Origin of the sequence: Marinobacter maroccanus (assembly GCF_002933275.1) — a bacterium.
In the GTDB taxonomy this organism is placed as follows: Bacteria; Pseudomonadota; Gammaproteobacteria; order Pseudomonadales; family Oleiphilaceae; genus Marinobacter; species Marinobacter maroccanus.
The window spans coordinates 17,750-40,251 of sequence record NZ_PSSX01000013.1; the positions used below are offsets into that span (position 1 = coordinate 17,750).

General features: G+C 52.9%; 17 protein-coding genes. 2 read left to right on the forward strand and 15 right to left on the reverse strand.

The window, feature by feature from the left end; genetic code table 11:
• Nucleotides 1-2 precede the first annotated feature (2 nt).
• The 9 genes from KEHDKFFH_RS13945 to KEHDKFFH_RS13985 form a co-directional block, all read right to left on the reverse strand.
• Entirely contained in the window at nt 3-1,160 is a 1,158-nt protein-coding gene (locus KEHDKFFH_RS13945; protein WP_104322462.1) for an iron-containing alcohol dehydrogenase, read from the reverse strand.
• A 9-nt stretch (nt 1,161-1,169) separates the two neighbouring features.
• Nucleotides 1,170-1,826 (reverse strand): ATP-binding cassette domain-containing protein, encoded by a 657-nt coding sequence (locus KEHDKFFH_RS13950; RefSeq protein WP_014577372.1) that lies wholly within the window; start codon nt 1,824-1,826, stop codon nt 1,170-1,172.
• Nucleotides 1,813-2,616 (reverse strand): ABC transporter ATP-binding protein, encoded by an 804-nt coding sequence (locus tag KEHDKFFH_RS13955; protein ID WP_104322463.1) that lies wholly within the window; start codon nt 2,614-2,616, stop codon nt 1,813-1,815. The genes KEHDKFFH_RS13950 and KEHDKFFH_RS13955 overlap by 14 nt, the downstream gene beginning before the upstream one ends.
• A complete protein-coding gene (locus tag KEHDKFFH_RS13960) occupies nt 2,613-3,563 on the reverse strand; it encodes a branched-chain amino acid ABC transporter permease (RefSeq protein ID WP_104322464.1) in 951 nt (316 codons plus the stop codon). Before KEHDKFFH_RS13960 ends, KEHDKFFH_RS13955 begins: the two co-directional genes overlap by 4 nt.
• The gene (locus KEHDKFFH_RS13965; protein WP_104322465.1) at nt 3,563-4,459 is read right to left on the reverse strand and encodes a branched-chain amino acid ABC transporter permease; all 897 of its coding nucleotides are present in this window, start codon (nt 4,457-4,459) and stop codon (nt 3,563-3,565) included. Before KEHDKFFH_RS13965 ends, KEHDKFFH_RS13960 begins: the two co-directional genes overlap by 1 nt.
• Nucleotides 4,460-4,594: 135 nt before the next feature.
• The gene (locus KEHDKFFH_RS13970) at nt 4,595-5,875 is read right to left on the reverse strand and encodes an ABC transporter substrate-binding protein (RefSeq protein WP_092029950.1); all 1,281 of its coding nucleotides are present in this window, start codon (nt 5,873-5,875) and stop codon (nt 4,595-4,597) included.
• Nucleotides 5,876-6,111: 236 nt separating this feature from the next.
• The gene (locus KEHDKFFH_RS13975) at nt 6,112-7,401 is read right to left on the reverse strand and encodes an ABC transporter substrate-binding protein (RefSeq protein ID WP_104322466.1); all 1,290 of its coding nucleotides are present in this window, start codon (nt 7,399-7,401) and stop codon (nt 6,112-6,114) included.
• The gene (locus KEHDKFFH_RS13980) at nt 7,398-8,786 is read right to left on the reverse strand and encodes a sigma-54-dependent transcriptional regulator (RefSeq protein ID WP_104322467.1); all 1,389 of its coding nucleotides are present in this window, start codon (nt 8,784-8,786) and stop codon (nt 7,398-7,400) included. The genes KEHDKFFH_RS13975 and KEHDKFFH_RS13980 overlap by 4 nt, the downstream gene beginning before the upstream one ends.
• Nucleotides 8,786-10,429: a HAMP domain-containing sensor histidine kinase gene (locus KEHDKFFH_RS13985; protein WP_241956509.1), complete on the reverse strand. Its 1,644-nt coding sequence runs from the start codon at nt 10,427-10,429 to the stop codon at nt 8,786-8,788. The genes KEHDKFFH_RS13980 and KEHDKFFH_RS13985 overlap by 1 nt, the downstream gene beginning before the upstream one ends.
• 434 nt (nt 10,430-10,863) lie before the next feature.
• Between KEHDKFFH_RS13985 and KEHDKFFH_RS20580 the strand changes: the two genes are divergently transcribed.
• Entirely contained in the window at nt 10,864-11,250 is a 387-nt protein-coding gene (locus KEHDKFFH_RS20580) for a GGDEF domain-containing protein (RefSeq protein ID WP_422385696.1), read from the forward strand.
• On the forward strand, nt 11,157-11,495 hold the full coding sequence (locus KEHDKFFH_RS20585; RefSeq protein WP_422385697.1) for a nucleotidyl cyclase domain-containing protein: 339 nt from the start codon (nt 11,157-11,159) through the stop codon (nt 11,493-11,495). The genes KEHDKFFH_RS20580 and KEHDKFFH_RS20585 overlap by 94 nt, the downstream gene beginning before the upstream one ends.
• Here KEHDKFFH_RS20585 and KEHDKFFH_RS13995 read toward each other — a convergent pair.
• From KEHDKFFH_RS13995 to KEHDKFFH_RS14020, 6 genes are all read right to left on the reverse strand, one after another.
• A complete protein-coding gene (locus KEHDKFFH_RS13995) occupies nt 11,442-13,463 on the reverse strand; it encodes a hypothetical protein (protein ID WP_104322470.1) in 2,022 nt (673 codons plus the stop codon). The two genes, KEHDKFFH_RS20585 and KEHDKFFH_RS13995, sit on opposite strands and share 54 nt — an antisense overlap.
• 118 nt (nt 13,464-13,581) lie before the next feature.
• Nucleotides 13,582-14,253, reverse strand: a complete 672-nt coding sequence (locus KEHDKFFH_RS14000) for a response regulator transcription factor (RefSeq protein ID WP_158253201.1) — start codon at nt 14,251-14,253, stop codon at nt 13,582-13,584.
• Nucleotides 14,250-16,259 carry an ATP-binding protein gene (locus tag KEHDKFFH_RS14005; RefSeq protein ID WP_241956518.1) on the reverse strand — a complete coding sequence of 670 codons (2,010 nt, stop codon included), beginning with the start codon at nt 16,257-16,259 and terminating at the stop codon, nt 14,250-14,252. Before KEHDKFFH_RS14005 ends, KEHDKFFH_RS14000 begins: the two co-directional genes overlap by 4 nt.
• 739 nt (nt 16,260-16,998) lie before the next feature.
• Complete coding sequence (locus KEHDKFFH_RS14010; RefSeq protein WP_241956511.1) at nt 16,999-17,826, reverse strand: type 2 periplasmic-binding domain-containing protein; 828 nt, start codon at nt 17,824-17,826, stop codon at nt 16,999-17,001.
• Between the two features lie 24 nt (nt 17,827-17,850).
• Nucleotides 17,851-19,818 carry a sensor domain-containing diguanylate cyclase gene (locus tag KEHDKFFH_RS14015; protein ID WP_104322473.1) on the reverse strand — a complete coding sequence of 656 codons (1,968 nt, stop codon included), beginning with the start codon at nt 19,816-19,818 and terminating at the stop codon, nt 17,851-17,853.
• Nucleotides 19,815-22,388, reverse strand: coding sequence for a bifunctional diguanylate cyclase/phosphodiesterase (locus KEHDKFFH_RS14020; RefSeq protein ID WP_104322474.1), 2,574 nt, complete (start codon nt 22,386-22,388; stop codon nt 19,815-19,817). The genes KEHDKFFH_RS14015 and KEHDKFFH_RS14020 overlap by 4 nt, the downstream gene beginning before the upstream one ends.
• Between the last annotated feature and the right edge of the window lie 114 nt (nt 22,389-22,502).

Below are 22,502 nucleotides of genomic sequence, written 5' to 3' on the forward strand. Positions count from 1 at the left end.
AATCAGAAAGCGGCCTTGTAGATTGCCAAGGCATCAGTTTCAGACACTTCCCTGGGGTTGTTCACAAGCAGCCGAGTTTGCTTCATGGCATCTGAAGCCAAGGTGGCCAGATCTGACTCCCCAATCCCGACCTCACGCAGAGTTTGCTCTAGCCCCAGATCAGCGCTTAGAGCCTCAAGACGGTCGATGAACTGATTAACCCTCTGATCGACAGGTGCAGTTGCCAGATCCGGAAAGACATCGGTCGCCAGAATTGCATAGGCTTTGTCACAAGTCTCCGCGTTAAAACGCATGACGTGAGGCAGCACCAGTGCGTTGGAAAGGCCATGGGGTACATGGAAAATTCCGCCGATAGGGTAGGCCAGAGCATGCACTGCAGCTACGGGCGAGTTCGCAAAAGCTTGGCCGGCAAGCATCGCTCCGAGCAGCATGTCAGAGCGAGCCTTGACATTGCTGCCATCCTTCACGGCTGTCTCGATATTGGCTCCGAGCAAGCGGAGGGCTTCGCGAGCGAGCGCCTTGGAAACTGGATTGTTGTTTGCTGAAGCTGACGTATAGCTTTCGATTGAATGAACCATGGCATCGATTCCGGTAGCCGCGGTCACGTGAGCCGGAAGCCCGAGTGTCAACTCTGCATCCAGAAGAGCGATGTCAGGAAGCAGCTGAGGCGCAACAACGCCTTTTTTCTCAGTTTCACCAACAGTAATTATTGAGATCGGGGTGACCTCTGAGCCTGTTCCTGCTGTGGTTGGAATTTGAATCAGTGGTAAACGTTGGCCTTTGGCCTGTCCAACACCATACACGTCGTCAAGCTTTTCTCCGCCGCCAATAAGAAGCGCAATTAGTTTGGCAACATCCATGGATGAGCCGCCACCAAATCCAATAACACCATCTACCCCTGCTTCCAGCGCGTCAGCTAGCGCTGCCTCTACGACAGATACAGGCGGGTCGGCAACCACTCCATCGAATAGCTCATATCGCACGCCTGCCTCGTTGAGGGACGTTGTAGCCACGTCGAGCAGTCCCGCTTTGATCAGCCCGGGATCTGTAACTAGCAGTACCTTTTTGCCCATGTGCTCTTTGACGATTTGCCCGAGGCGCTTGATCGCGCCGGGTTCGCAAATAACGCTTTTGGTTGTGTTAAACGTAAATGCAGTCATTTGTTCCTCCTAAGTCAGCGACGCAATCGGTTCGACGCTTCCACGTTCGATCTGAAAGGCTTTGTCGACTAGATCTGCGGAATGTGATTGATCCGATTCAGACAGCAACACGGTTAGGCCTTCATCTTTGAGAGTGCTCAAGACACTTGCGAGTCGTCTGGATAGTGCCGGTGCCACGCCCTCGAATGGTTCGTCCAGTAGCAGCAAGTTGGTTCCAGTCATCATTGCTCGGGCCAGGGCAACGAGCTTTTGCTGGCCGCCAGATAATTGGAGCGCTCGTCGATCAGAGAAGGACTCTACCTCTGGCATCATTTCGTAGATCCAGGCAAGTCTGGCTTCTGCGTTGACGAGTTGGCAGGCCCATGCTGGTGCCATGATGTTTTCTTCGACCGTCAGATCAGGTACGAGACGACGATCCTCTGGCATATAGCCAATGGACATGCCCGCGCGCTCATAAGAACCCTGATTGGTCATGTCCTCGCCATTGATCAGTACCTGGCCCGCTTTCGGCTTGATGAGGCCCATAATTGATCGGAGTGAGGTCGTCTTTCCGGCGCCGTTGCGCCCAATCAGCCCGACCATAGAACCCTTGCTGACGGAAAAGCTGACGTCACGGAGAATAGTGGTACCGGCAATCTCCGTAGTGACATTCTTAAGTTCTAACATGGGCAGACTCCTTGCTGGTGCTGGCCTCGTTTTCGCTCAGATCGAGGTGATGCCCAACCACCAATTCTTGGACTTTGGCGTCAGACAAAACGGTTTGGGTGGGACCATCCGCGAGAACCCGGCCGTCGTAAAACGCGAGAACTCGGTCAGCGTAACGCAGAACGACTTCCATATCGTGCTCCACGAACATCGTTGCAGCATCACTTTTCCGGACAGCTGCCATAACCGTGTCCATCAGCAGGAATTTATCCTCGATGGCAACGCCTGAGGTTGGTTCATCCAGCAGCATCAGCCCGGGCTCGGCGAGCATTGCCATTGCAATGTCCAACAGCTTGCGAACTCCTTGGGGCAGAGTAGATACAACCTCCTCCGCGTACTGCTCGATTTCATACTCGCGCAGTACAGAAAGGGCCTTTTCGACTTTTTCCTTGGATCTGAGAGGCTTAAGAAAGCTCAATTTGCGGTCGACGGAGAAACCGAATGCAATCAGCATATTCTCCAAAACCGTCAGTTCCTGGAATAGTTGAGGCACCTGAAAGGAGCGACCAACGCCCGCCAACGAGACGTCCCTGGGTGACTTCCCGATGATGGATTTACCGCGCACGAGAATGTCGCCACCGGACGGCTGGATATAGCCCGTCACCATATTGATGAAGGTGGTTTTGCCAGCCCCGTTGGAGCCGATAACTCCAACTACCTCGCCTGTATTCAGTTCAACATTGATGTCGGTGGCAGCAGTGACTGCGCCAAACGTTCGCTCCAGATTGACCGTTTTCAACAAAGCGCTCATGACGTTTTCCTCGCTTTCTTGTTTTGGAATCGTTCAACCAGAGACCACAGACCGGATGGCATGAACAGGATGATTGCCAGCAGGGCAAAGCCCAGAATCATTTGCCAGGTGTAAGGCGACACGGCGAACGCATAAGTGCGCAGGGCCTCAAACAGAACGGCTGCAACGATCGGGGCTGCAACATGAGCAGTCCCGCCCATCAGCGCTATAAATACAAACTCGCCTGAAGTGGTCCAATACGCCATCTCTGGATCTACGTGACCGCTTACCAGAGCGGTAATAGTGCCACCAATAGCAGCCAGGGCCGCCGCGATTATGTACTTTACATACACCACACGGAACACAGAGCCGCCCAGATATTCCAACCGAATTTCGTTTTCTCGAACGGCCTCACCGGCGTAACCCGATAGAGATTTCAGGTACCGCCATGCGACAGCTCCAAGAACGATTACGAGGCATACTGCGACAATCAGAACCAGGTCTGATGAAGCTTCAGCACCCGGAGTCCAACCCAATAGGCTGGGATTGGCAACGTTAAAACCATCAGTAGACCCAAGGAACTGATTGCGCACCAGCAAGCCATACAGAATCATCGAGAATGCCATCGAAAACATGGCGAAGAAGATCTCTCGATACCGGCATAGTAGCAGGCCGATGATGGCTGCTATGGCAACGCTGACGGCAACAGACGCAAGCATGATGACCAGAATGTCAGTGACTCCCACGAACTGGGTCAGCATGCCGGCAACGTAGGCGCCTACGCAGTAGTAGAGGCCTTGGCCAAAGGAAACCAGGCCAGCGCGCATGAGAAGCACCAGGCCGAGTACTACGAGGCCTTTGCCCATCGCGATGGTAAAAAGGTAGGACATCCACTGCGGTAGCAGGAGGCCGCCTGCAATGACTACCAACCCGAGTACGAATAAAAGCGCTAGGGATCTTGTTTTCATCAGATTTTCCTCGCGTTGGCAACGGCAAACAGGCCTTGTGGGCGAAATGCCAACACGAGCCCCATGACCGCGTAGATAACGAACAATTCAACATCGGGATAAAGATGTACAGCCGCAGCTCGGGCCATGCCCACGATCAGAGCACCCACAAGGGCGCCAGTGATACTGCCAAGACCGCCAATCACTACCACAGCGAATGCGAGCACGATCACCTCTATGCCCATACCAGGCACGACGGAGAGACCGGGAGCAGTGAGAGCACCGGCTAAAGATCCGATACCCGCGCCGATCAGGAAAGTGATTGTGAAAATCCGGGCGACGTTAATGCCGAGTGCGCTGGCTATCTCACGATCGTGAATGACTACTCGAAGCAGTTTCCCGTTGCGGGTGCGGTTCAGGCCATACCAGAGAGCGAGCCCGATCAGGATGCTCACGCCGATAAGCATGAAATCGTAATTGGCGAAGGATAATCCGGCGAACTTGGTTCGACCCAGTAGGGTGTAGGGTTGGTAAGCAAAGTAGGGCTCGACACCCCATATTAGCTTGATGGCATCTTCCATAATGAGCAGGACGCCATAGGTGACCAGGATCATGACGACCTCGTCCCTGCCGTACATGAATCGCAGAAGGCCTCGTTCAACCAAGAGCCCCACGGAAATGCCGGCTACAAGGGCGGCGGCGATCAGCGCGACGAAGCTGAACCAGGGAACAGAGCCGGTAGAAAAATACCAGCCAACCATGGCAGCACCCGAGTACGCACCAAGGGCGTAAAAGCTGCCATGAGACATATTGAGTATTCGCATGACCCCGTAAATCAGGGTAAGACCGGCAGAAATGATGAACAGCCATGAGGCATAGACTGAACCATCCACCAGTATTGCAAGAAGTTGTTTCATTGTAAGACTCCCGATGCTTCGCACAGACCTCGCCTGCCGTCCGGGCCATCTTCCGGTCGGGGAGGAGTGAAAGATCGTTGGAAAGCCTCATCGGGACCGGGTGGTCCCGATGAGCATGTTGCTAGGTCAGTGGACTCAGTTACACTCGGCACCTGGCATGCCGGCCTTGATCCACTCTACGGTCTCTGCGCCTTCCGGCGGGTTGACGCAATCTGCCGGGTAGCGGGTAATGTCGGTAAAGGTGATTTCACCGTCTACTCGCTTGAGGCGGCCGTAGACCATCTCCGTTGCAGCCTGATGGCCCTTACCACGGCTCATCTCAACCCGGCCGCCTGGGCCGTCAAATTCGAGACCTTCAAAGGCAGTGATCACTTCTTCGGTAGAGGCACCAACTCCAGCCTTATCTTGAGCCAGCTTGAGGCCAATCAGCGCATGGGCCATGTGGTAGGCAGGGAACGTCGGCGGTGTGCCGAAACGCTCAGTGAACTCTGTTTGGAACCAAGTATTTAGTTCGCTTTCCGGGGCGAACGGACCGAAGGGGCCACGGGCACCAATGATGGCGCCGTCCGGCAGGTGGTCGCCAAGGCTGTTCAGAGCAGTTTCGCCAGCAGTGAAGATAACCTGGTTGTCCGCGAGCAGACCACGAGCGGCCGCCTGAAGCACGAATGCGTCTGTGTCACCACCCCAGAAAGAAGTGTGGATAACATCTGCGGAGTTTACTTGCAGAGCGGAGATTTCGGCGCCGTACTGGCCCGCAAACAGTTTGGGGAACTGTTCTGTCGTGATCTCAAGATCGCCGCCACGCAGGACCTTTAGAGTCTCGGTGAAATCGCGCCAGCTGTCGTGACCCCAAGAGTAGTTCTGGTTTATGCCTGCGACAGATTCCAAGTCGGGAACGTTTTCGTGCACGTAGCGAGCCGCCCCGATGTTGTCCATGCTGGCGGTAGAGTGGGTGCGGAAAACATACTCGTAGTCAGCTTCCTCGAAAACTCGGGGCGTGCCGCAGTCGAACAATACGGTCAGCATTTTGAGTTCTTCAGCGACCGCTGGGATGGCGAGACAGTCGCCGGAAGAGATGTAGCCTACGACTGCATCGACGCCATCGCGTTCAACGAGGTTTCGAAACTCTGAGGTTTGTTTCGTTGCACCGCCAGCCTCGTCAACATAGACAGGTGTAATCATTCGACCATCAATTCCCTTACCCTCAATAGGTGCGGGCAGGGTGCCGTCGTTGATGGCATCGATTACCAGGTCGGCAGCGTTCTTGGCGGGAATTCCGAAAGGCCCGGAAGCGGCGCCTGAGAGAAAGGTTACAAGGCCCAGTTTGTATTCTTCATTAGCGTAAACGTTGAGGCTCATGGCACCTGTAGTCATGGCACAGGCGACCGTCGCTGCGGTAAGCAGGGGACGTTTCATATCAGATCTCCAGACTGTTATTCTTGTGTCGTTTGGTTGGACAACCAGTATTGTTTTTTCCGGTGTCCTGCCCGACGTTTTTCAAGCCGGCCTGTGTCTGATTGCACACCCTATGCCAGAAATTCTATATTCCTAAGCTTCTGTTTTTTATAGAGATAGAGTTCAGAGTAGGGATTTTCAGAAATAGATGAGCGAAATCCGCTCATGTTGGGCGAGCGTGAATGAGCGGTTTTCGCTCATTCTGTTACAGAGTGGACTTGCTCGTAATCAGACGGGTAATAGATTTGCCAATTACCGAGCATTACCTTCGCTGGAGGGTAGCGAGGGTCCTCTACCGTCTCACCAATCGCCATTACTTGGCGGATTTGATGAGTAACTGGATCCATCGAGGATTGGAAACCTGGCGGATCCTCTGGCGTAGTCAGGCTCAATTGTTCAAAAGCTCGCTCGATGCCTTCTAGGTCTCCGTAGTCGCCGCCTGCCTGGCGGGCTGCTTCGGCAATTGCGAGTATGCCGGTGAACGCGCCTTGCGCCCCTGAAGATGGATAGTAACCGGCTTGTCGCTGAAACTCCTGAACAAACCACCGATTGAAATCAGTCTCCGGCCAGTTGTTGTGATGCCGGGATGCGAGTAACAATCCAAGAGGCATGCGATCACCTAAGTGAGCAAAAATCTCGTAATCGCCGCCTTTTTCAAAGTTTGCGAAGCGGGAAACATCAAACAGCCGGGTGTCAGTAGCCTGGGTGACGAAAGCGACGAAATCCCCACCCCACAGGCTATTCACGACCAAGTCCGGTTTTTGTCGGATCAGCTCATTGATGTAGTGGCTGTAGTCTGGCTCACTTAACCGAGGCCAGAGCGTACCGGTAATTTCGTAATCCACACTCAATTTATTCAGAGCCTCGCGAAAATCGGCCCACACCTGATAACCGTACTCGTAGTCAGGTCCCAGGTAGGAAATTCGAAGCGGTTTTTTCTTCAAGTGTTCATCAAAGTAGTCCCGGATAAAGAGTGCTCCAGCAGTCATCGATTGGCGGGTATCGTTCGTGACACGGAAATAGCGATCGTGGAAAAATTCATCGGTGAGCCTGGAGGAGGCGTGGTCGGTACCCACGAAAAACGCACCTGCGGAAGCTGCGATTTCGGTGACTTGAATAGCAACCGATGAGTTAACAACGCCACACAGGAATGTGGCTCGCTCTTCTTCGACAAACCGTTTTGCAATCGTAACGGCGGTTGAGCGTTTGGATTTTGTGTCCCCAAGTAAAACCCTGAGACGTGGTAGTGTCGGCAATTCTTGCTGCTCAATGTATTGAAGCGCGAGCCGTATACCCACCACCGAATCTCGACCCAGGACACCAGCTCGTCCGGACATGGGGTAAAGACACCCAACAACAATATCCGCTGTATCCTCGCTTGCCCCCAAAGACTCCAGCGCTTTGGAAGGCATTGCAAATGCAACAAGAGCCACCTGACAGATCACAATCAGGATACCGATAAATCGGTTGCGGGAAATCGGGATCACAGTTCGTCTCCGGTGAGCCCCAGTTTCTGCATCCTTCTTTTCAATGCATGTCTTGATATTCCGAGAGAATTTGCGGCATCGCCTTTTCGGCCGTTGGACTGAGCCAATGCGTCCAAAATACACTGAGCTTCCCGTTTTGCGATTTCACTGGTCAACGAACCATGTCTTTCGTTGCGCTCAGAATCATTATCCGCAATGGAAGTTTCTATTTGAGGAGCCGCCTCGATAATTTCAGGGGGTAGCCGATCGACACTGATGCTCTCACCAGCATGCAATATGGTCAGTCTCTCGATGGTATTGCGGAGTTCCCTGATATTTCCCGGCCAATCGTAATTACAGAGTTTGGTGAGAGTTTCCGGTGTAAGGTTGATCGGCTTGCAGCCTTCTTGCGCTGCAAGTTCTGTCGCGAAATTCGATGCGAGAACGGGGATATCATCCTTGCGCTCATCGAGAGACGGAATGGTCAGTGGCATAACGTTTAGACGGTAGAACAGGTCCTCACGAAATGTTCCTGCTTGAGCCTCAGTCTGCAAATCCCTGTTGCTGGCAGCTATAACACGTAGATCGGCATCAATTTCTTTCTGACCGCCGACCGCGCGGAAACGGTGGGTTTCGAGGAAGGTTAATAGCTTTGCCTGGAGAGGTAACGGCAACTCGCCAATCTCATCCAGGAACAGAGTGCCCCCGTTGGCTAGCTCAACTAAGCCAGTTCGGCGCTTATCGGCACCAGTGTATGCTCCTTTTTCCGCGCCAAACAGTTCGGCTTCTAGCAGGTTTTCTGGTAGCGAAGCGCAATTTACCGACACGAAAGGCGCGGCTTTGTCTTTCGTGGCGTGCAAAGCTTTAGCAATGAGAGTTTTCCCGCTGCCTGATGGTCCCTGGAGAAGTATGGTGCGCGCTGAGCTTTTCCCGATGCGCTCGACCTGATCGAGTAGCTTGCGCATGGCGGAGGAGCGGCCAACTAGGCCGTGGACGTTAGCTTCCCGCTCTCTCCGATAGACCACTTCCTCTGTGAGCTGGCGATGCTTGTGATTGCGTTGAATTAAAAGAATCAGTTCGTCCAGGTCGAACGGCTTAGTGATGTAATCTTGTGCGCCTTTTTTCACTGCCTCGACAGCTGCACGAGTATCGCCATGGGCCGAAATCATGATCGTGATGGGTGGAGCCGGGAGTGCCTGGAGTTTGTCGAGAACCTCAAAACCAGACTGGTCAGGTAATTTCAGATCGAGCAAGACTACGTCGGGTGTTCGTTTTTCGATCTCGGCGAGTCCGCTATTACCATCATAGGCGGCAAAAACCGTCATTTCTTCTTCTTCGAGCGAAAACATCAGACTGGTAACAAGATTCTTCTCGTCATCGATGATGAGGACGGTTGGCTGTCTCATTAAACTGATCCTCGGCTCTCGTTGTTCAAATAAAGTGGTAGTTTCAGAGTTACTTTTAGGCCCTCGCCAGAAACGCTTTGGAAACGAAGGTTACCTTGATTGGCTTGCGCGAGCTGCCTGCAAATGGCCAAACCGAGGCCGGTGCCGTTGGTTTTCGTTGTGAAGAAAGGCTCTGTCAGATGGCTCAGGTGGTCCGCGCTTACGCCGGGGCCGTTATCGCTGACGGAAACATAAACTGCCAAGCCTTGCTGCCTGGTTCGTATGGTAACCCGACCGCCAATACCTTCCATTGCCTGAATCGCGTTCATCACCAGATTCATAACGATCTGGCGGACCTGTGAAGAGTCGGCCCAGGCGTAAACAGGTTCGTGCTCAACTTGCACCAACTCAATTCCATGGCGATGCGCCACTGCATCCGCGAGAATCTTCACTGTTTCGACAACGTCGATAATATTGACCTTGCTGGCCTTGGCTTCTCTCGGGCGAGCGTAATCCAAGAGCAGTTGGACAACGTCGTTTACTCGGTCGATCTCATGGTCAACTGATTCCATTAATTTTTGGCGTTTGGGATCCGTCTCCTTCCGAGATAGGGCCTGAATTGTAGTCTTTATGGTTGCGAGAGGATTTCTAATCTCGTGTGCAACGCCCGCAGAGAATTGCCCGAGTATGGCACGACGCTCAACGTCGACCATGCTCTTCACTAGCCGCCTAAGACGAAGACGCATACGTTCAAGGGCGAAAGCCAGATAGCCGATTTCTGCGGTACCCTCCGTGTGTAGCGGTGTATCAAAATCTCCTCCAGCAACCCTGTCAGCTCCCTCAATCAAAGGCGTAACCTGTTTTTCCAATCTTTTAGAGAGGTGACGGGACAGCAGAATAACGGCCAAAGCTGCTGCAGAGGCCAGAAGGATTAACCCGAATCTCGCCGACTCCAAGGGGCCTAGCAGAGGGTCGCCGAGCCATTGAAGGCGTATATGCCAGCCCTCGATGAAATCATTTGAGTTGATGTCCTTGGCCGATTGGGAGGTGTTTCCAGGTATGTTTCCTACGGCAGTAATCGGTACTTTTTGGGGCGTAACGACAAGAGGACTTTGCAAGCCTGTGAGGCTTAGGTCCTTCACCTGATCGGTAAGGCTCGCCAGGCGGACAACCAGGCCGACCCAGGCATCTGGGGCCGGATTAAGCCCTGTGGGACTCAGTCTGAGAATAAACCAACCGGGCCGACTATCGGTTGGGAGGGCAGGACCTATTATCTCTCCGGTGGCAAATGGAGTGAGAGGCAGCCCGTCTAACTCCACTTGATCCAGCAACGTCTGGGTTAGGTACCATAGAGGCAACTCGAATCTAGATGGTTTGACCACAACCCCATACAGATGAGGACTATCGAGAGCCTGGCGAAGCTGTGCCATTACCTCCGCACTTGGCTCCTCATTGGGGCTGGCCGTAGTTAACCATTCGAAAACCTCAGGTATGTCGGCAAGAGCCTCAAGCTCATAGATTCGTTCTTGAAGAAAAGTTCTTAAGAGATTCTCCGCACCAGCAAGTCGAGCGTTCGTCCGGCTTTCTGTCACTTTTTCCAGTGCTTTCACATATTGTGTGTCATACATGAACGCCAGGACAACAAGCGGCACCAGAGCGATCAAAAGTGCACTGAACAGATATCGCCTTGCTAGACCATTCCGACGGAGGACCTTCAATCGAGGTGGGGTAGAGGCATCATGTTTTATTATGCTTTTCATGGGGCGATCATATAGGGAGTTGGTTGGCCATGGAATATTTCCTATCTAAGATTGAGTCTTTAGGGGACGGGTAGAACCCGAGTGGAGCGCCTTGAGAGTATTTTCGACGTGATCCATCCTGACGATCTTGAAGTGGTCAGGGATACGATCGAGTACTCCAATGAATCACTTTGCGAATGGGGCTGTGATTATCGGGTACCAATAGACGGGAAATCGAAGTGGATGAGGGGTATTACTCAGCCTGAACGTGAAGCGGATGGAGCGGTCACCTGGAACGAAATGGTAATCAGTATTGACGATCAGAAAAACTGGAACAAGAGCTCCAACATCTCTCGACCATTGATGAGCTCACGGGCGCAGACAATCGCCGGCATGTTCTTGCGGAGTTTGAGCCCCACCTGGCCAATTATATCCGATATGGCAGCGCCTTCTCCCTGATCTCCATGGATATTGATCACTTTAAGGCCGTAAACGATAGCTATGGACATCTTGTGGGAGATGACGTTCTGAAGCGCTTCTCGGAAATCGTTTCGGAACGGATCAGGAGAACAGATATTTTTGCAAGAACCGGCGGGGAAGAGTTCTTGATTTTGATGCCGCACACGACACGGCAATTTCAGATGCTCATATTCTGGCAGAGGGACTTGGAGAAACGCTGGAGGCCCTCAGGTTCGAAGCTGCCGATAACGAACATATCCAGATTACTATCAGCGCCGGAATTGTAGGTTGCCACAGTCGAGAAGTTTCAGAAATATCTGAGTTGCTGGCGCTGTGCGATCAATCTCTTTACGAGGCGAAGAGGGCAGGTCGACCTCATAATCTGACGAGGTCGAAATCTGTGACAAATCATCTTGACAAACTGGCGTGGTGTATTGAGGGGAGGTGGTCAATGCCACCTCCCTCGCTAGAGGTGCTCTCAGGGCAGCTCTACAAGAACGACCAGCCCCAGTTCATTAAACGAAGCTCCTGAACCAGCGCCATCTGCGTCAAATGAGGTGCGTAGCAGTCCCAGTGAGCCATCTGCGCTCATGAAGCCGTCCATGGAAGTTACACCGTCGCCGCCACTGGCTTGCGGAGCGGTCAGGTTCAACGAGCCAGTACCGTCAAGACTCACCGTCAGATCGTTTTCCAGAGGGAAGTTTTCTACCCCCACCTCGGAGGCCAGGCTTCCTGACTTGACGACAGAACTGTACTTGGCGTCAATACTGGCCGATTCATTACTGGCAAAGCTCAGCGTGGAGTCGAAACCGGTGTAATTCAGATAGATACTTCCGTCATTTTCGAAGGTTACTGACAGCAAGAAGACCCGATACGTCCGGTCTGTCAGGTCAGGAGCTGTTCCGTTTGGGAGCTTGACCATCAGAGAGTGGTTGAACTCGGCAAAGTCGGTTCCATCATCCGGGTTGGTTCCATTGAAATTGGGCACCGCTACAAAATCAAAGGTGTCGTTGACAAAGCCATTGGCCGCACCGCCACCAATGGCGCTGATGGTGCCGTCGGCCTCCAGCGTTACACTGCCCGAGTCGTCACCGGCTGTGCCCTCAAGATTGGTCATGTTACCGGTTGCATCACGGAAAATTTCGAACAGAGAGCCACCGGTGACAACAAAGTTGCCCGAACCGTCAAAATTGACTGTGCTGGTCTCACTTTCCACGCGGATACCAGATCCTTCTCCGAGATATGTGAGCAGGCTGACCAGGCCGAAGTCACCACTTAGATCACTGGCTGTGGCATTCTCGGGGAGTCGGGCGAAGTACTCCAGTGATCGCAGAATTTCGTCGCCGTCCTTCTGGTTAGGGTCAATGGCGTCTTTTTGACCGTCGTTGTTGGTGTCGACGGTGCGGTAACGGACGACCGCTTCCTGCGCCAGCAGGAAGAACAGATTATTCGACGTGTTCTTTTGCAGACGATAGGTAACTGGCGGAAAGCGGAAACCAAAATCGCCATCGATTTCTTCTTCGAATTCGCCCTCTAATGTGAGAACGCCATTGTTGGTATATGTCGCAACGAAAGATTCGGATTCGTTGACATCTGGCTCCGGGAAGTAATTAACCCATGGAGTACCGTCATCGGCTCCGACAAAGTTGGCGTAAGCAGAGTATCCAACGTCGAGTGTTACCCCGACTTCTCCCTCTCCATTATCCGAGAAAGAAAAGCTATCTCCATAAATATCCATGGCGAATGTGCCATAGCCCTGGCCGTCGGAATCATGCAGCCCCAGGTTGAGTGCAGAACTTCGGAAATCCCCAGCGATCTCGGTCACGTCACCTTCCGGCGTCGAGATCAAGTCCACCTGACCTTCCACAAAGTCACCCAGCTGGGAATCCAGTGTAGCCAACATGTTCGTCAGATCGGCTTCTGCAGTCAGGTCGAATTGCTCTGCCTGCCCCTGCAGTTTGACAACCTTGTCGGTCTCCAGGGTTTCAAGATTTGCCCCCTGCTCGATAAATTTCTGCAGGATAAATTCGGAAATCGGGTCAATGTCCACATCCTGCTCAACAACCTGTGCTCGCAACTGGTTATTGTTACTGCCCGTAATCCGGACAATCAGGTTGCCTGCCAGACTCGTTCCCGCGGGGACGTTTAACGTGTAGTCCCCCGTAATCGAGGTGGTTGTGCGCGCCAGCACTTCGCCAACCTGATTACCGTCGTTGTCGACACGAATCAGCTCGACATCGGCTCCCTCAACTGGCTCCAAGCCAGTAATGGAAGCCGCAGCAGAAGGAATGAAAAACTCGGCCGCTAACTGAAATGGGGACACAGGTTCAAACTGTGCCACCATGCCGCCGGGAGCTGAGACCGTTCCGCCTACTTCTGTCCCCTCTGTTTCCGGTGTTACGTCGGTTGAGGAACCACTGCTCGATGAACCACCACAGCCGGCCAGAGTCAGACTGGCCGTAATCGCCGAGAGCAAACCTAACTGCTTGAATGAATGCATATCGATTAACCTTTGATGTTATTGGTTTGGTGCAGGGTTACTATGGCAAAGCTGGCCGGTAGCGGAATCCCCTGAACTGGGGATAGACCGGGATATTTGGAACAAAGATCGGGCCCAATTAGGAGTTCGGATCGTAAAGCCCGAGGCGGATGGCTTCCCGAACCGCCTCGGCTCGGGCACTAATTCCGAGCTTGGCATACAGGTTTTTCACATGCCGAGCAGCAGTGTGGTAACTGACGCCTAAGATCTGCGCGGTTTGGGCAATAGTGTGACCGGCCGCAATTCGGGTCAGGGTTTCCTGCTCACGAGGGCTGAGCAGATGCACAGCAGAAGAGCTCGGGACCTTTTCTGGTTCATTGCCGACGCCGTTATGCTTGAAGTAGCGGATCATACGACGAGCAACCTGAGCGGAAAGCGGTGGCGAGCCTTCATTAACCCCAGTTTTGAGAGCCTGAGCTATGGAGGCCTTGGGCTCATCTTTCAAAAGGTAACCACTTGCTCCGGCGTGAATAGCAGGGAATAGGTGAATATCGTCGTCATAAATAGTTGTGACAACCTGATAAGCCGAGGGATGGCGACTGTGGCAACTGCGTATGAAGTCAACACCTGTGCCGTCCGGAAGCTTCAGGTCCACGAGGCAAAGGTCCGGCGCGTGCTTAGCTATCCAGTGAAGCGAGTTGTCCAGCGTGTTACAGCAGCTAACCTCAGCGTCAGGGAATGCCAACAGTACGGCCTCACGCAACCATCGCTGTGCGTCTTTTAGATCTTCAATTATCAGTACATGTCTCACGGTTGCGCCTCTCCTTGCTCCGGGATCAGGCATCTGACACCAGCCCCACCGTTGATCGGACTATAAAGTGCCATCTGGCCTCTCAACTCCTCACAGCGCTCCCGGATACTGTACAGACCAATCCCCAGATGCGAGTAAGTCATATCGGGCGGCCAGCCAATGCCATCATCTGATGTATCGAGCACTAAGTATTCTGTGAACTTGTCCAGCCTGATCGTGATGCGAGATGCTTTAGCATGGCGTAATGTGTTACTGAGAAATTCGCGGACGATGCTCGTTAGATTCCGGTCAGTACGGGGTGTAAAAATCATGTTGGATGCTTGCGGTGAAAGGGACATATCCAGTTCTACCCCGAACAGTTCACAGCGCTCTCTGGCTTCGCTGTGCCACCGTGAAAAACTTTGATCCAGCGTTACCGTCTGTTTTTGCAGACCTTGGATAACATCTCTTAATTCGTGAAGACACTCCCTAGCAAGGATAGCTAGTTCCGAATCCTCCGTACGGTAAATGATCGAAAGTAGGCGCGCTCCCACATCATCGTGGAGGTCACGAGCAACCCTTTCCCTTTCCGTCCGGACTCCTTGCCGAAAAGATTCCCGGTATTGTTGAACATAGCTGAACAGAGTCATCGCCTGCCTGGTAAACTGGACGTCTTCACGGTCGAACAGCCGGTGCCCGTGATTCGCGTAGCTCAGCTCCAGGCTGGATCCCTCTCCAATTAAAGGCACTCGAAGACGCAGGCCATCATCCAGAAGGCAGGGATCTTTACAGAACAGACTTTTTCGGCGGGTATGTAGCGGGTTGAAGGAACGCTGCATCGCGGATTTCCACTGTTGCTCCACACTGTGATGGGCATCGAAAGCGTGACTGATCATCCTCGACAACTGTTCCCAGAGGTCTTCCCGACGTGACGATGGCAGTAGTTTGCTGAGGAGCACCTGGCGTAGTGGAAAGTAGATCCAGCCAACGATAATCACGCTGATAACCAGACTCAAAGCGTGCTGCAAATTCAGCCAGACCAGCAGAATGCCATCCAGAAGCAGTATCAGTATCCCGCAAGCAAACCAGAACCAGGCCATAAGAATCCAGCGGTCCAGATCGAACAGTCGATAGCGGACAATGCCGAGCGCAATACCCAGGTAGGTAAGAACAAATAGGCCCCAGGCATACTGTTGGTGAATTAGCGAAGGTTTGCTCACCAGTTGCGGGGCAATCACCAGTCCCAGGTATCCGATGACGCCGCTGAACCAGGCATAGACAAACCATTTCAATCTCGCCCGTTCAACCGGTTCAAAGCGGGTACGCCGCCATTGGATGACCGCCAGAACGATATCAGTGACGGCCCATGCCAACAGTGTCACGCGGGCCAGTAGGTCTAGGCTGTCCAGCCATTGGCCCCAATTGGCAGCGAGAATCAGGGCGACCAAAGCGTACATAAGACGCTCGAAACGAAAGGCACTGATCCGGGTTGGATAATACCAAAGTAACGTCGTACCGGCGCCCGCAAAAAGCATGGCGCCGAACTGGTTCGCGCGAGATAAACTCAGGAAAAGGTCAGCGGGGAACGCCAGTGAGCGCGTGGTGTAGATAGCACTGGCAATGATGGCAATAGCGATCCCAAGGCCAGCCATGGTGTAAAAGAAAGGACCTCGCTCATGTCTGGCAAAGGCCCATGCAGCGATCCCCATCCAGAGGATGGCAAGACCACACATCGTTTGGTACCAGAAGCTTACTGGCAAATCGCTAGGGCGGGTGTTCCGAGGTACCGAAACAGTGATCCACTCTGGCTCGTAATTGATTAGCCTTTCATCATAGTTCCGCTGGACAGCGAATGAGAAATTGCCCTGACTAATGATGGACCAGATCACGCCCTGGCGTTCAAAAAAACGGTTGTAGGGACCGAAGTGGCTGCTGTCGTCTGGTTCGAGCACAGCATCAAACGGTTCCAGCTGAAGTTCAAGGTTATCCCGGCTGATGGCAATAATTTCGTCACCGGGTTCAACCATGCCTGCCAAGGGAGATGACTTATGGACGCGGGTTATTCGTACCCCCTCGTGTCCAGGCTCGGTTCCAATTTCAAGGTAAGGAGCGCTAGTGGCTAGGTAAACGGCAGTAAGCAGAAGAGCTAGCCCAATAACAATGCCTGCAGACAGAATTCGCGAAGGTGGCCACTGTCTAGACATTGTGAGGAAAGACTCCTTGACGTTGTAAAAGGCAGCTTGCGTGAAGCGTTTCTGACATACCTAGTAAAGATACAGATGAAGCGCGATGCAACCCAGATTCAATTCTAGGGACGTTTGCGCCTTCAAATCGGCCTCTACTCGCATTAAGCGCATTTTGACGTCGGATCTCAGGCGCTTGCCAATTCCACATTCGAGGGCAACAGCGCTTCGAGGTCTTCTACTGCCTAGACTTCGGGGATGCGTTAGCAGGAGACTTGATTTATGAACAATCGAGTAAAACGCCCTATCCATCACGGCTTGCTGGAGGCCGTGGACCTCGCCCCGCAACCTTTTTCTTCCAATGCGAGAAGGGCAATCATCTTAAACAGCGAATCTTTCGCCGCTTTGACGACCAGTTGCGATAACCCGGGAGCCGCAAACGAGGTTTTATCCAGAGCTTTCGTGAAGAAGCGTCGTCGTCGCGTGAAAACAAACAGGAAGGCCGAGAGTAGAAGATCATGTAGCGCAGAAGTTCTGGGTTAGAAAAACAAAGAAACTTAAATCAGGAATGTACCTGCCCAGCCTAACAGCTTTCGGACGTGATATTGCCCCGAGCTTCTTCAACTATTCGCGATCTTTCGCCGCTATGGTCCATCCGTCTGAGCACATCCGCCAAAGGCAGTGCAAGTTCCAAGTGATGACGATGTAAGTAATGAAAAAGTGAAAAGCGTGTTATGGGTTCGGATAGAATGACCAGCGAGCGCCAGTCACTGTTGTTCGCCGGGGAAAGGCCCTCAATATCGGATACAAGCATTAGATCTACTCGACCCTGCTCCAACAGGTCCTTCATTTGTCGGTAGCTGTTGGCCAAAATGGGTTTCATACCCAGCCTATTTGCTGTCGTCTCGGCAATAATGACGCCTCTACGAACGGCCGCGACCAGGGGCCGGCTGACTACCTCGGGAAGATGATCTCCGTGGGGAGCTGAAACGATCGCCAGTAAATGCCCTTGCATCAGTGGGTAAGGAACTTGAATCAAATTCGGGTATTGGCTGGCTACTTCTTCGACTCTGAAAAGGTCCCCGTCCACTCTGCCTTGATCGGCCATGAGTAGTGCTCTTCGTGAGGGAAATACGGAGGTCTCAATGCGTATACCCAGTTTTTCATAGGCGGCACTGAGTATCTGGATAGCCAATTGAGTACTAGGAACATCATTAATGACGGCAAGGCGAAGATCGCTTTTGTTACTACTGGCATAGGAGAGCGCTGACGCCATTGCAAAAATAGCGATGAGTAGCGCCGATGTGAAAAGCCGATGTTTGCAGGCTGGCGTTTGTTGGCCGCTGCGAACGGATGGTCTTCTCAATAGCGTTAAAGATTCACTGTCCACACGAATGCCCAGGTTTCGCAACTGCATTCTCCCTTTGCCAAAGTATCAAGCGACCACAATGCAGTTTCGGCCGGTTTCCTTTGCCTCATAGAGGCCTTGGTCGGCGCGCTTGATAGCTGGTTTCAGCGACGTCTCATCTGGCTTAACTTCGGTTACACCAAACGACGCCGTGTAGGTCAAATTTCCTCCGTCGATCAGATCCTCTCCAATAGTGACGGTGGCTGCTTCTATTGATAAGCGAAGCCGTTCAGCAATCGCCTCCGCTCTAACCGGATTGGTGTCAGGAAGCAGTATAGAAAATTCTTCTCCTCCCATCCGGCACAAAACATCTCCCTCTCGCAACTGCGATTTGGCTGTTCGCGCGAACGCCTGGAGAACCATATCGCCAACGTCATGCCCGTATAGATCGTTGATGTTTTTAAAGCGATCTAAATCAATCGCGAGTAGACACAGTGGCATGCCATTGCGTCGAGCTTTGGCCATTTCCATCGCGGCCTGAGTTTCGAGATATCGCCTGTTACCTAATTCGGTCAAGGGGTCGGTCATGGCCTGTCTGGTAAGCAGATCTTCCAGCTGTTTGCGTTCTGTCAGATCAAAGACCATGGCCCGACTGTACTGAAATCCATCTGCGTTTGTTCGTGCAGTTGCTTCGATGGCCACGGGGAGTGTACTGCCATCCTGACAGATCAATTCGCATTCAGCTGAGCCCTCGTGACCGTCTCTCAGAACCTCCTGGAACGCTTTATCAAAAGCGGCCCGAGTTTCTGGCGTGACAAGCTCCCGGTACTTCTGTTTTCCGATCAGCTCGTCTGCGCGTCGCCCGAGCCATTGTTGTTCGGTCCGGTTCATTTTCATGATCACTCCGTCTTCATTGAGAGAGTGATAACCACAAGGCGCGTTCTCATAAAGGTCCGCAAGTTCCCGGGCGTAATCTCTTGCTTCTGCGGACAATTGTTGAGCCTCGGCTTTCAACGTTCTCTGGCGATGATTGGTCAGCACCCAGCCAAGACCAAAGGCGATTGCAAGACCGTAAACGAGTATCACCAAAGCGCTTTTCCAAGGGCTTTCGGCCAACAATGAAGCGAGCCCTGGTCTGGGAGTAATGAGGCCCAGTCGCCAAGGCTGAGAGTTCTGAAGACCAAAGACTTGCTCAGCCTGGCTGCGGAAATGGTGAGTGCGGATGTCGTGAGTCCGGAAAAATAGCAGGTTGTCGCCGACAGACGCTGAACCTCGATTAGCGACCTGCATCGCTTGCCAAGCATCCGGCCACCGTGTCTGAAGGAGACCACCGAAGGGCATCGCACTTGTTTCTGTGGGTAATAGCCACGATCCGTTGGCATCCACAAGCAATGCCACGGCCCCCGATTGTGCGTCAATGGCGCGCAGAAATCGGTCAGCTAAAGAGCCCCAATCGAGTGTGAGCAACAGAACTCCCAAGCGCTGTCCATCACGGCCAAAAACAGGCGTCGCAATGTCCATTACTCCCGTGGTAATTTCGGGGCCGGCAATGCCCGGGGCAAGATGGGGCGGCGAAACATAAAGGCTTCGTGGCTCAAGTGTCATAGCCTCCATAAAATAACGTGTTTCGGAATGATTGCGCTTTGTCGTACGTGCCCCAGAATGCTGAGTGGAGAAATGTTCGTCTCCATCCTTACCAATTAGCGCGAGACGTGTGTATCGCCCAAAGTGGGTTAACAACGTCTTGAACATGTCGTCCAACTGCTCGCGATTCTGCTTAAGCTGGCCCTCCTCATACGGTGAATGGGTTTGCTGCGCCGACTGAAGGTAGTGCTCGATATTTGGAAATTCGGCAACAGCCAATGCGTGATTTATGCTTTCGTTCATATCCTGTAACAGGACATCGTATTCGGCCTCTAGCTGTGCTTGAGCCGAAGTTCTTGCATGGTCTAGCCGATTTTGGATGTTTGACCAGACAAATGGCGCCAACGTTATCGTAATTAAGACTGTTGGTAAAAGTGTGGCCAAGACCAAGCGCACACCCAGGTGCTTCATTGCGGTTGCTCCACTGGCAAAAGGTCTGGCAACTTTTTCAGCTCGGCCAAAGGCATCGGACGGGCAAACAGATAACCCTGTAAAATATCGCAGTGCCGCCGCGCGAGGTCTTCCTGTTGTTCCAGGGTCTCTATGCCCTCAGCAACAACGATCATGTCCATGTGATGAGCCATGGTGATCACTCCCTGCACGATTGCTGCAATACGGTGATCCGTCGTGGTGTCCTTCACGAAACTCCGATCTAGCTTCACTTTGTGAGTAGGCAAGTCACGGAGGTAACTCAGACTTGAAAAACCGGTTCCGAAATCATCCAAGGCTACGCGTATTCCGAGTGTTTTAAGGGTTTCCATTAGCTCGATCACGGGCTCCGCTCCGTCCAGCAGTACGCTTTCTGTAACCTCCAATTCCAGGAGCTTCGGTGAGAGTCCCGTTTCTTCCAGCACTTGCTTCACGTCATCGAGAAAACCGTCACGAACAAACTGCAGTGACGAAATATTCACAGCAACGCGCAGTCCTCTCTCCCTGTCAGCGTTGAAATGTGCAATCTCCTGACAGGCCCGCCTCAGTACCCAGAGACCGAGTGGCACGATCTGGCCCGTCTGTTCGGCCAAAGGAATGAACTCTGCGGGAGAAACCAGTCCACGGGTAGGGTGTCGCCATCTCACCAGGGCCTCAAGGCTTCGCATGCGTCCAGTGACAGCGTCCACGAGCGGTTGATAGTGCACTTCAAACTGGTCTTCCATTAATGCAGTGTGGAGATCGTGCCTGAGGCGGACGCTATTCCGGGAACGTTGGGTTTTATGGCCCCTGTACCAGTGCCAGGTGTTTTTGCCACCGCGCTTCGCTCGCTCTCTTGCAATATCAGCGTGTTGAAGCAACTCATGGGGGGCGTCCACGGGTATGGAGTTCTCTGCAATCCCGATACTGGCACTGATATGAACCATTTGACCAAGAACATCGATGGGCTTGGCAAGGTGCGTCAGAATCCGTTCAGCCAGTTGAATGATCTCGCTACGGTTTGTATACGTGGAAACTAACAGGGCGAATTCGTCACCAACCAGCCTAGCAACGGTCGCCGGCTGAACGACCAGGTCGGTCAGGCGGTGCGCAATTGTCTTCAGTACTTGGTTGCCAATAGGATGGCCAAGCTCGTCATTTATGGGTTTGAACCCGTCCAGATCCAGGTATAGAACAACCACCGACCCGGATTCGCCGGGAACGACCGCCTGTCGCACCATTTCGTGAAAAGAGGCTTCGTTCGGCAAACCCGTGAGCAGATCATGGGTTGCCTGGTAGGCCACTTTGGCTTCCTGCTCTTTTTGCTGCGTAATATCCTGCTGAGTCCCAATAAAGTGGGTGCACGATCCCTGCTGGTCAAACACAGGGCTGATGCGCAGGTGGTTCCAGAAAGGCGTTCCATCCTTTCGATGATTCACCAGCTCAACATTGACTTCACTGAGATGATGCAGCCCATGGCGTATCGCTTCGAGGGCCTCGGGTGCTGTGTTTTCACCCTGGAGAAAACGGCAGTTTCGCCCTATGACTTCGTCATGGTCGTAACCGGATATCTCCAGGAAGGCTGGATTAGCATAAACCATGGGCATGTCAGGACTCAGAGCATCCACCATCACCATACCGCTGGGGCTGGCATCAATACCTCGTTTGAGCAGATGCAGTTCCGCCTCCTGGCTTTTCCGGGCAGTAACGTCCCTGCAGATTCCGTACACCCCAACAATCTCATTCTCAATGTTGACCGGGAAGTTAGTCACCTCTAGCCAATAAGGCGGCCCAATTGCGTGGATACCCTTGGTTTCGTAGCTAACCGTTTCACCGTTGCTCGCCCGTCGGAAGGCAGCCAGAGTCTGAGCCTGGAAATCTGATACCACAAATCGGTTAAAGTGCTGGCCTTGGAGGCTTTGGGGCGGGTAACCGGAGATTCGCGCCAAGGCTTCATTAAAGCTCTCAAAGTGTCCTTCGAGATTGAGGGTAAAAACGCCATCCGGGTGATTATCGAAAAGCGTACGGTGCCACTCAGAGAGCGCCAAATGATCCTGGAAATCACGGTGTCTCAAGATCGCCAGAGCAACCAGCGCCGCTCCTCGGGCCAGGTTACGCTGAGCACCTGCGGTCGGAGAAGCCGCGACACGGTAATATACAGCGAACGTACCCAGAAGCTCTTTTCCTGAAGTGAGAATCGGCACAGACCAGCAGGCTTGAACACCCTCGGCATCGGCAGTATCTCGGTAGCCATTCCAGCGCTTGTCTTTTTGAATGTCTTCAGTAATGACGGGATGTTTCGTGCAAGCTGCTGTACCGCAGGTCCCAGTGTTCTCGTCAACCGGAATATTCTGCATGGCTTGACAAAAACGATCTGAGAACTGGTCGTTGGGGATCAAACGTAGCGTGTTGGAATCCGGGTGATACCGCATGATGGAAACCAGCGCTCCGGGCATCATGCTTGCAATCCAAGCAGCAATGGCATCGAGGGTTTGTTCAAGCGGGTGCTGTTGAGCAATCAGCTCATGGATGCTCTGTTGGGCTTCAAGAGTCGAGTAGTCAAAGTCACTCATGGTAATACGGCGCTCTGTTTACTGATCTGGATATTTGCCGATAAACCTTTACTTCAGGTAACCGTGACGCAAGCAGTCGAGGGCTTTGAATATGTCGTGTCAGGTTTAGCCACC

What these genes read in the sequence shown, in the direction of transcription:
- KEHDKFFH_RS14005 (WP_241956518.1), bottom strand. Translation starts at nt 16,259, where the DNA reads ATGGTTGAACCCGGTGACGAAATTATTGCCATCAGCCGGGATAACCTT.
- KEHDKFFH_RS13950 (WP_014577372.1), bottom strand. Translation starts at nt 1,826, where the DNA reads ATGTTAGAACTTAAGAATGTCACTACGGAGATTGCCGGTACCACTATT.
- KEHDKFFH_RS13955 (WP_104322463.1), bottom strand. Translation starts at nt 2,616, where the DNA reads ATGAGCGCTTTGTTGAAAACGGTCAATCTGGAGCGAACGTTTGGCGCA.
- KEHDKFFH_RS13945 (WP_104322462.1), bottom strand. Translation starts at nt 1,160, where the DNA reads ATGACTGCATTTACGTTTAACACAACCAAAAGCGTTATTTGCGAACCC.
- KEHDKFFH_RS14020 (WP_104322474.1), bottom strand. Translation starts at nt 22,388, where the DNA reads ATGAGTGACTTTGACTACTCGACTCTTGAAGCCCAACAGAGCATCCAT.
- KEHDKFFH_RS13995 (WP_104322470.1), bottom strand. Translation starts at nt 13,463, where the DNA reads ATGCATTCATTCAAGCAGTTAGGTTTGCTCTCGGCGATTACGGCCAGT.
- KEHDKFFH_RS13970 (WP_092029950.1), bottom strand. Translation starts at nt 5,875, where the DNA reads ATGAAACGTCCCCTGCTTACCGCAGCGACGGTCGCCTGTGCCATGACT.
- KEHDKFFH_RS13960 (WP_104322464.1), bottom strand. Translation starts at nt 3,563, where the DNA reads ATGAAAACAAGATCCCTAGCGCTTTTATTCGTACTCGGGTTGGTAGTC.
- KEHDKFFH_RS13965 (WP_104322465.1), bottom strand. Translation starts at nt 4,459, where the DNA reads ATGAAACAACTTCTTGCAATACTGGTGGATGGTTCAGTCTATGCCTCA.
- KEHDKFFH_RS14015 (WP_104322473.1), bottom strand. Translation starts at nt 19,818, where the DNA reads ATGAAGCACCTGGGTGTGCGCTTGGTCTTGGCCACACTTTTACCAACA.
- KEHDKFFH_RS13980 (WP_104322467.1), bottom strand. Translation starts at nt 8,786, where the DNA reads ATGAGACAGCCAACCGTCCTCATCATCGATGACGAGAAGAATCTTGTT.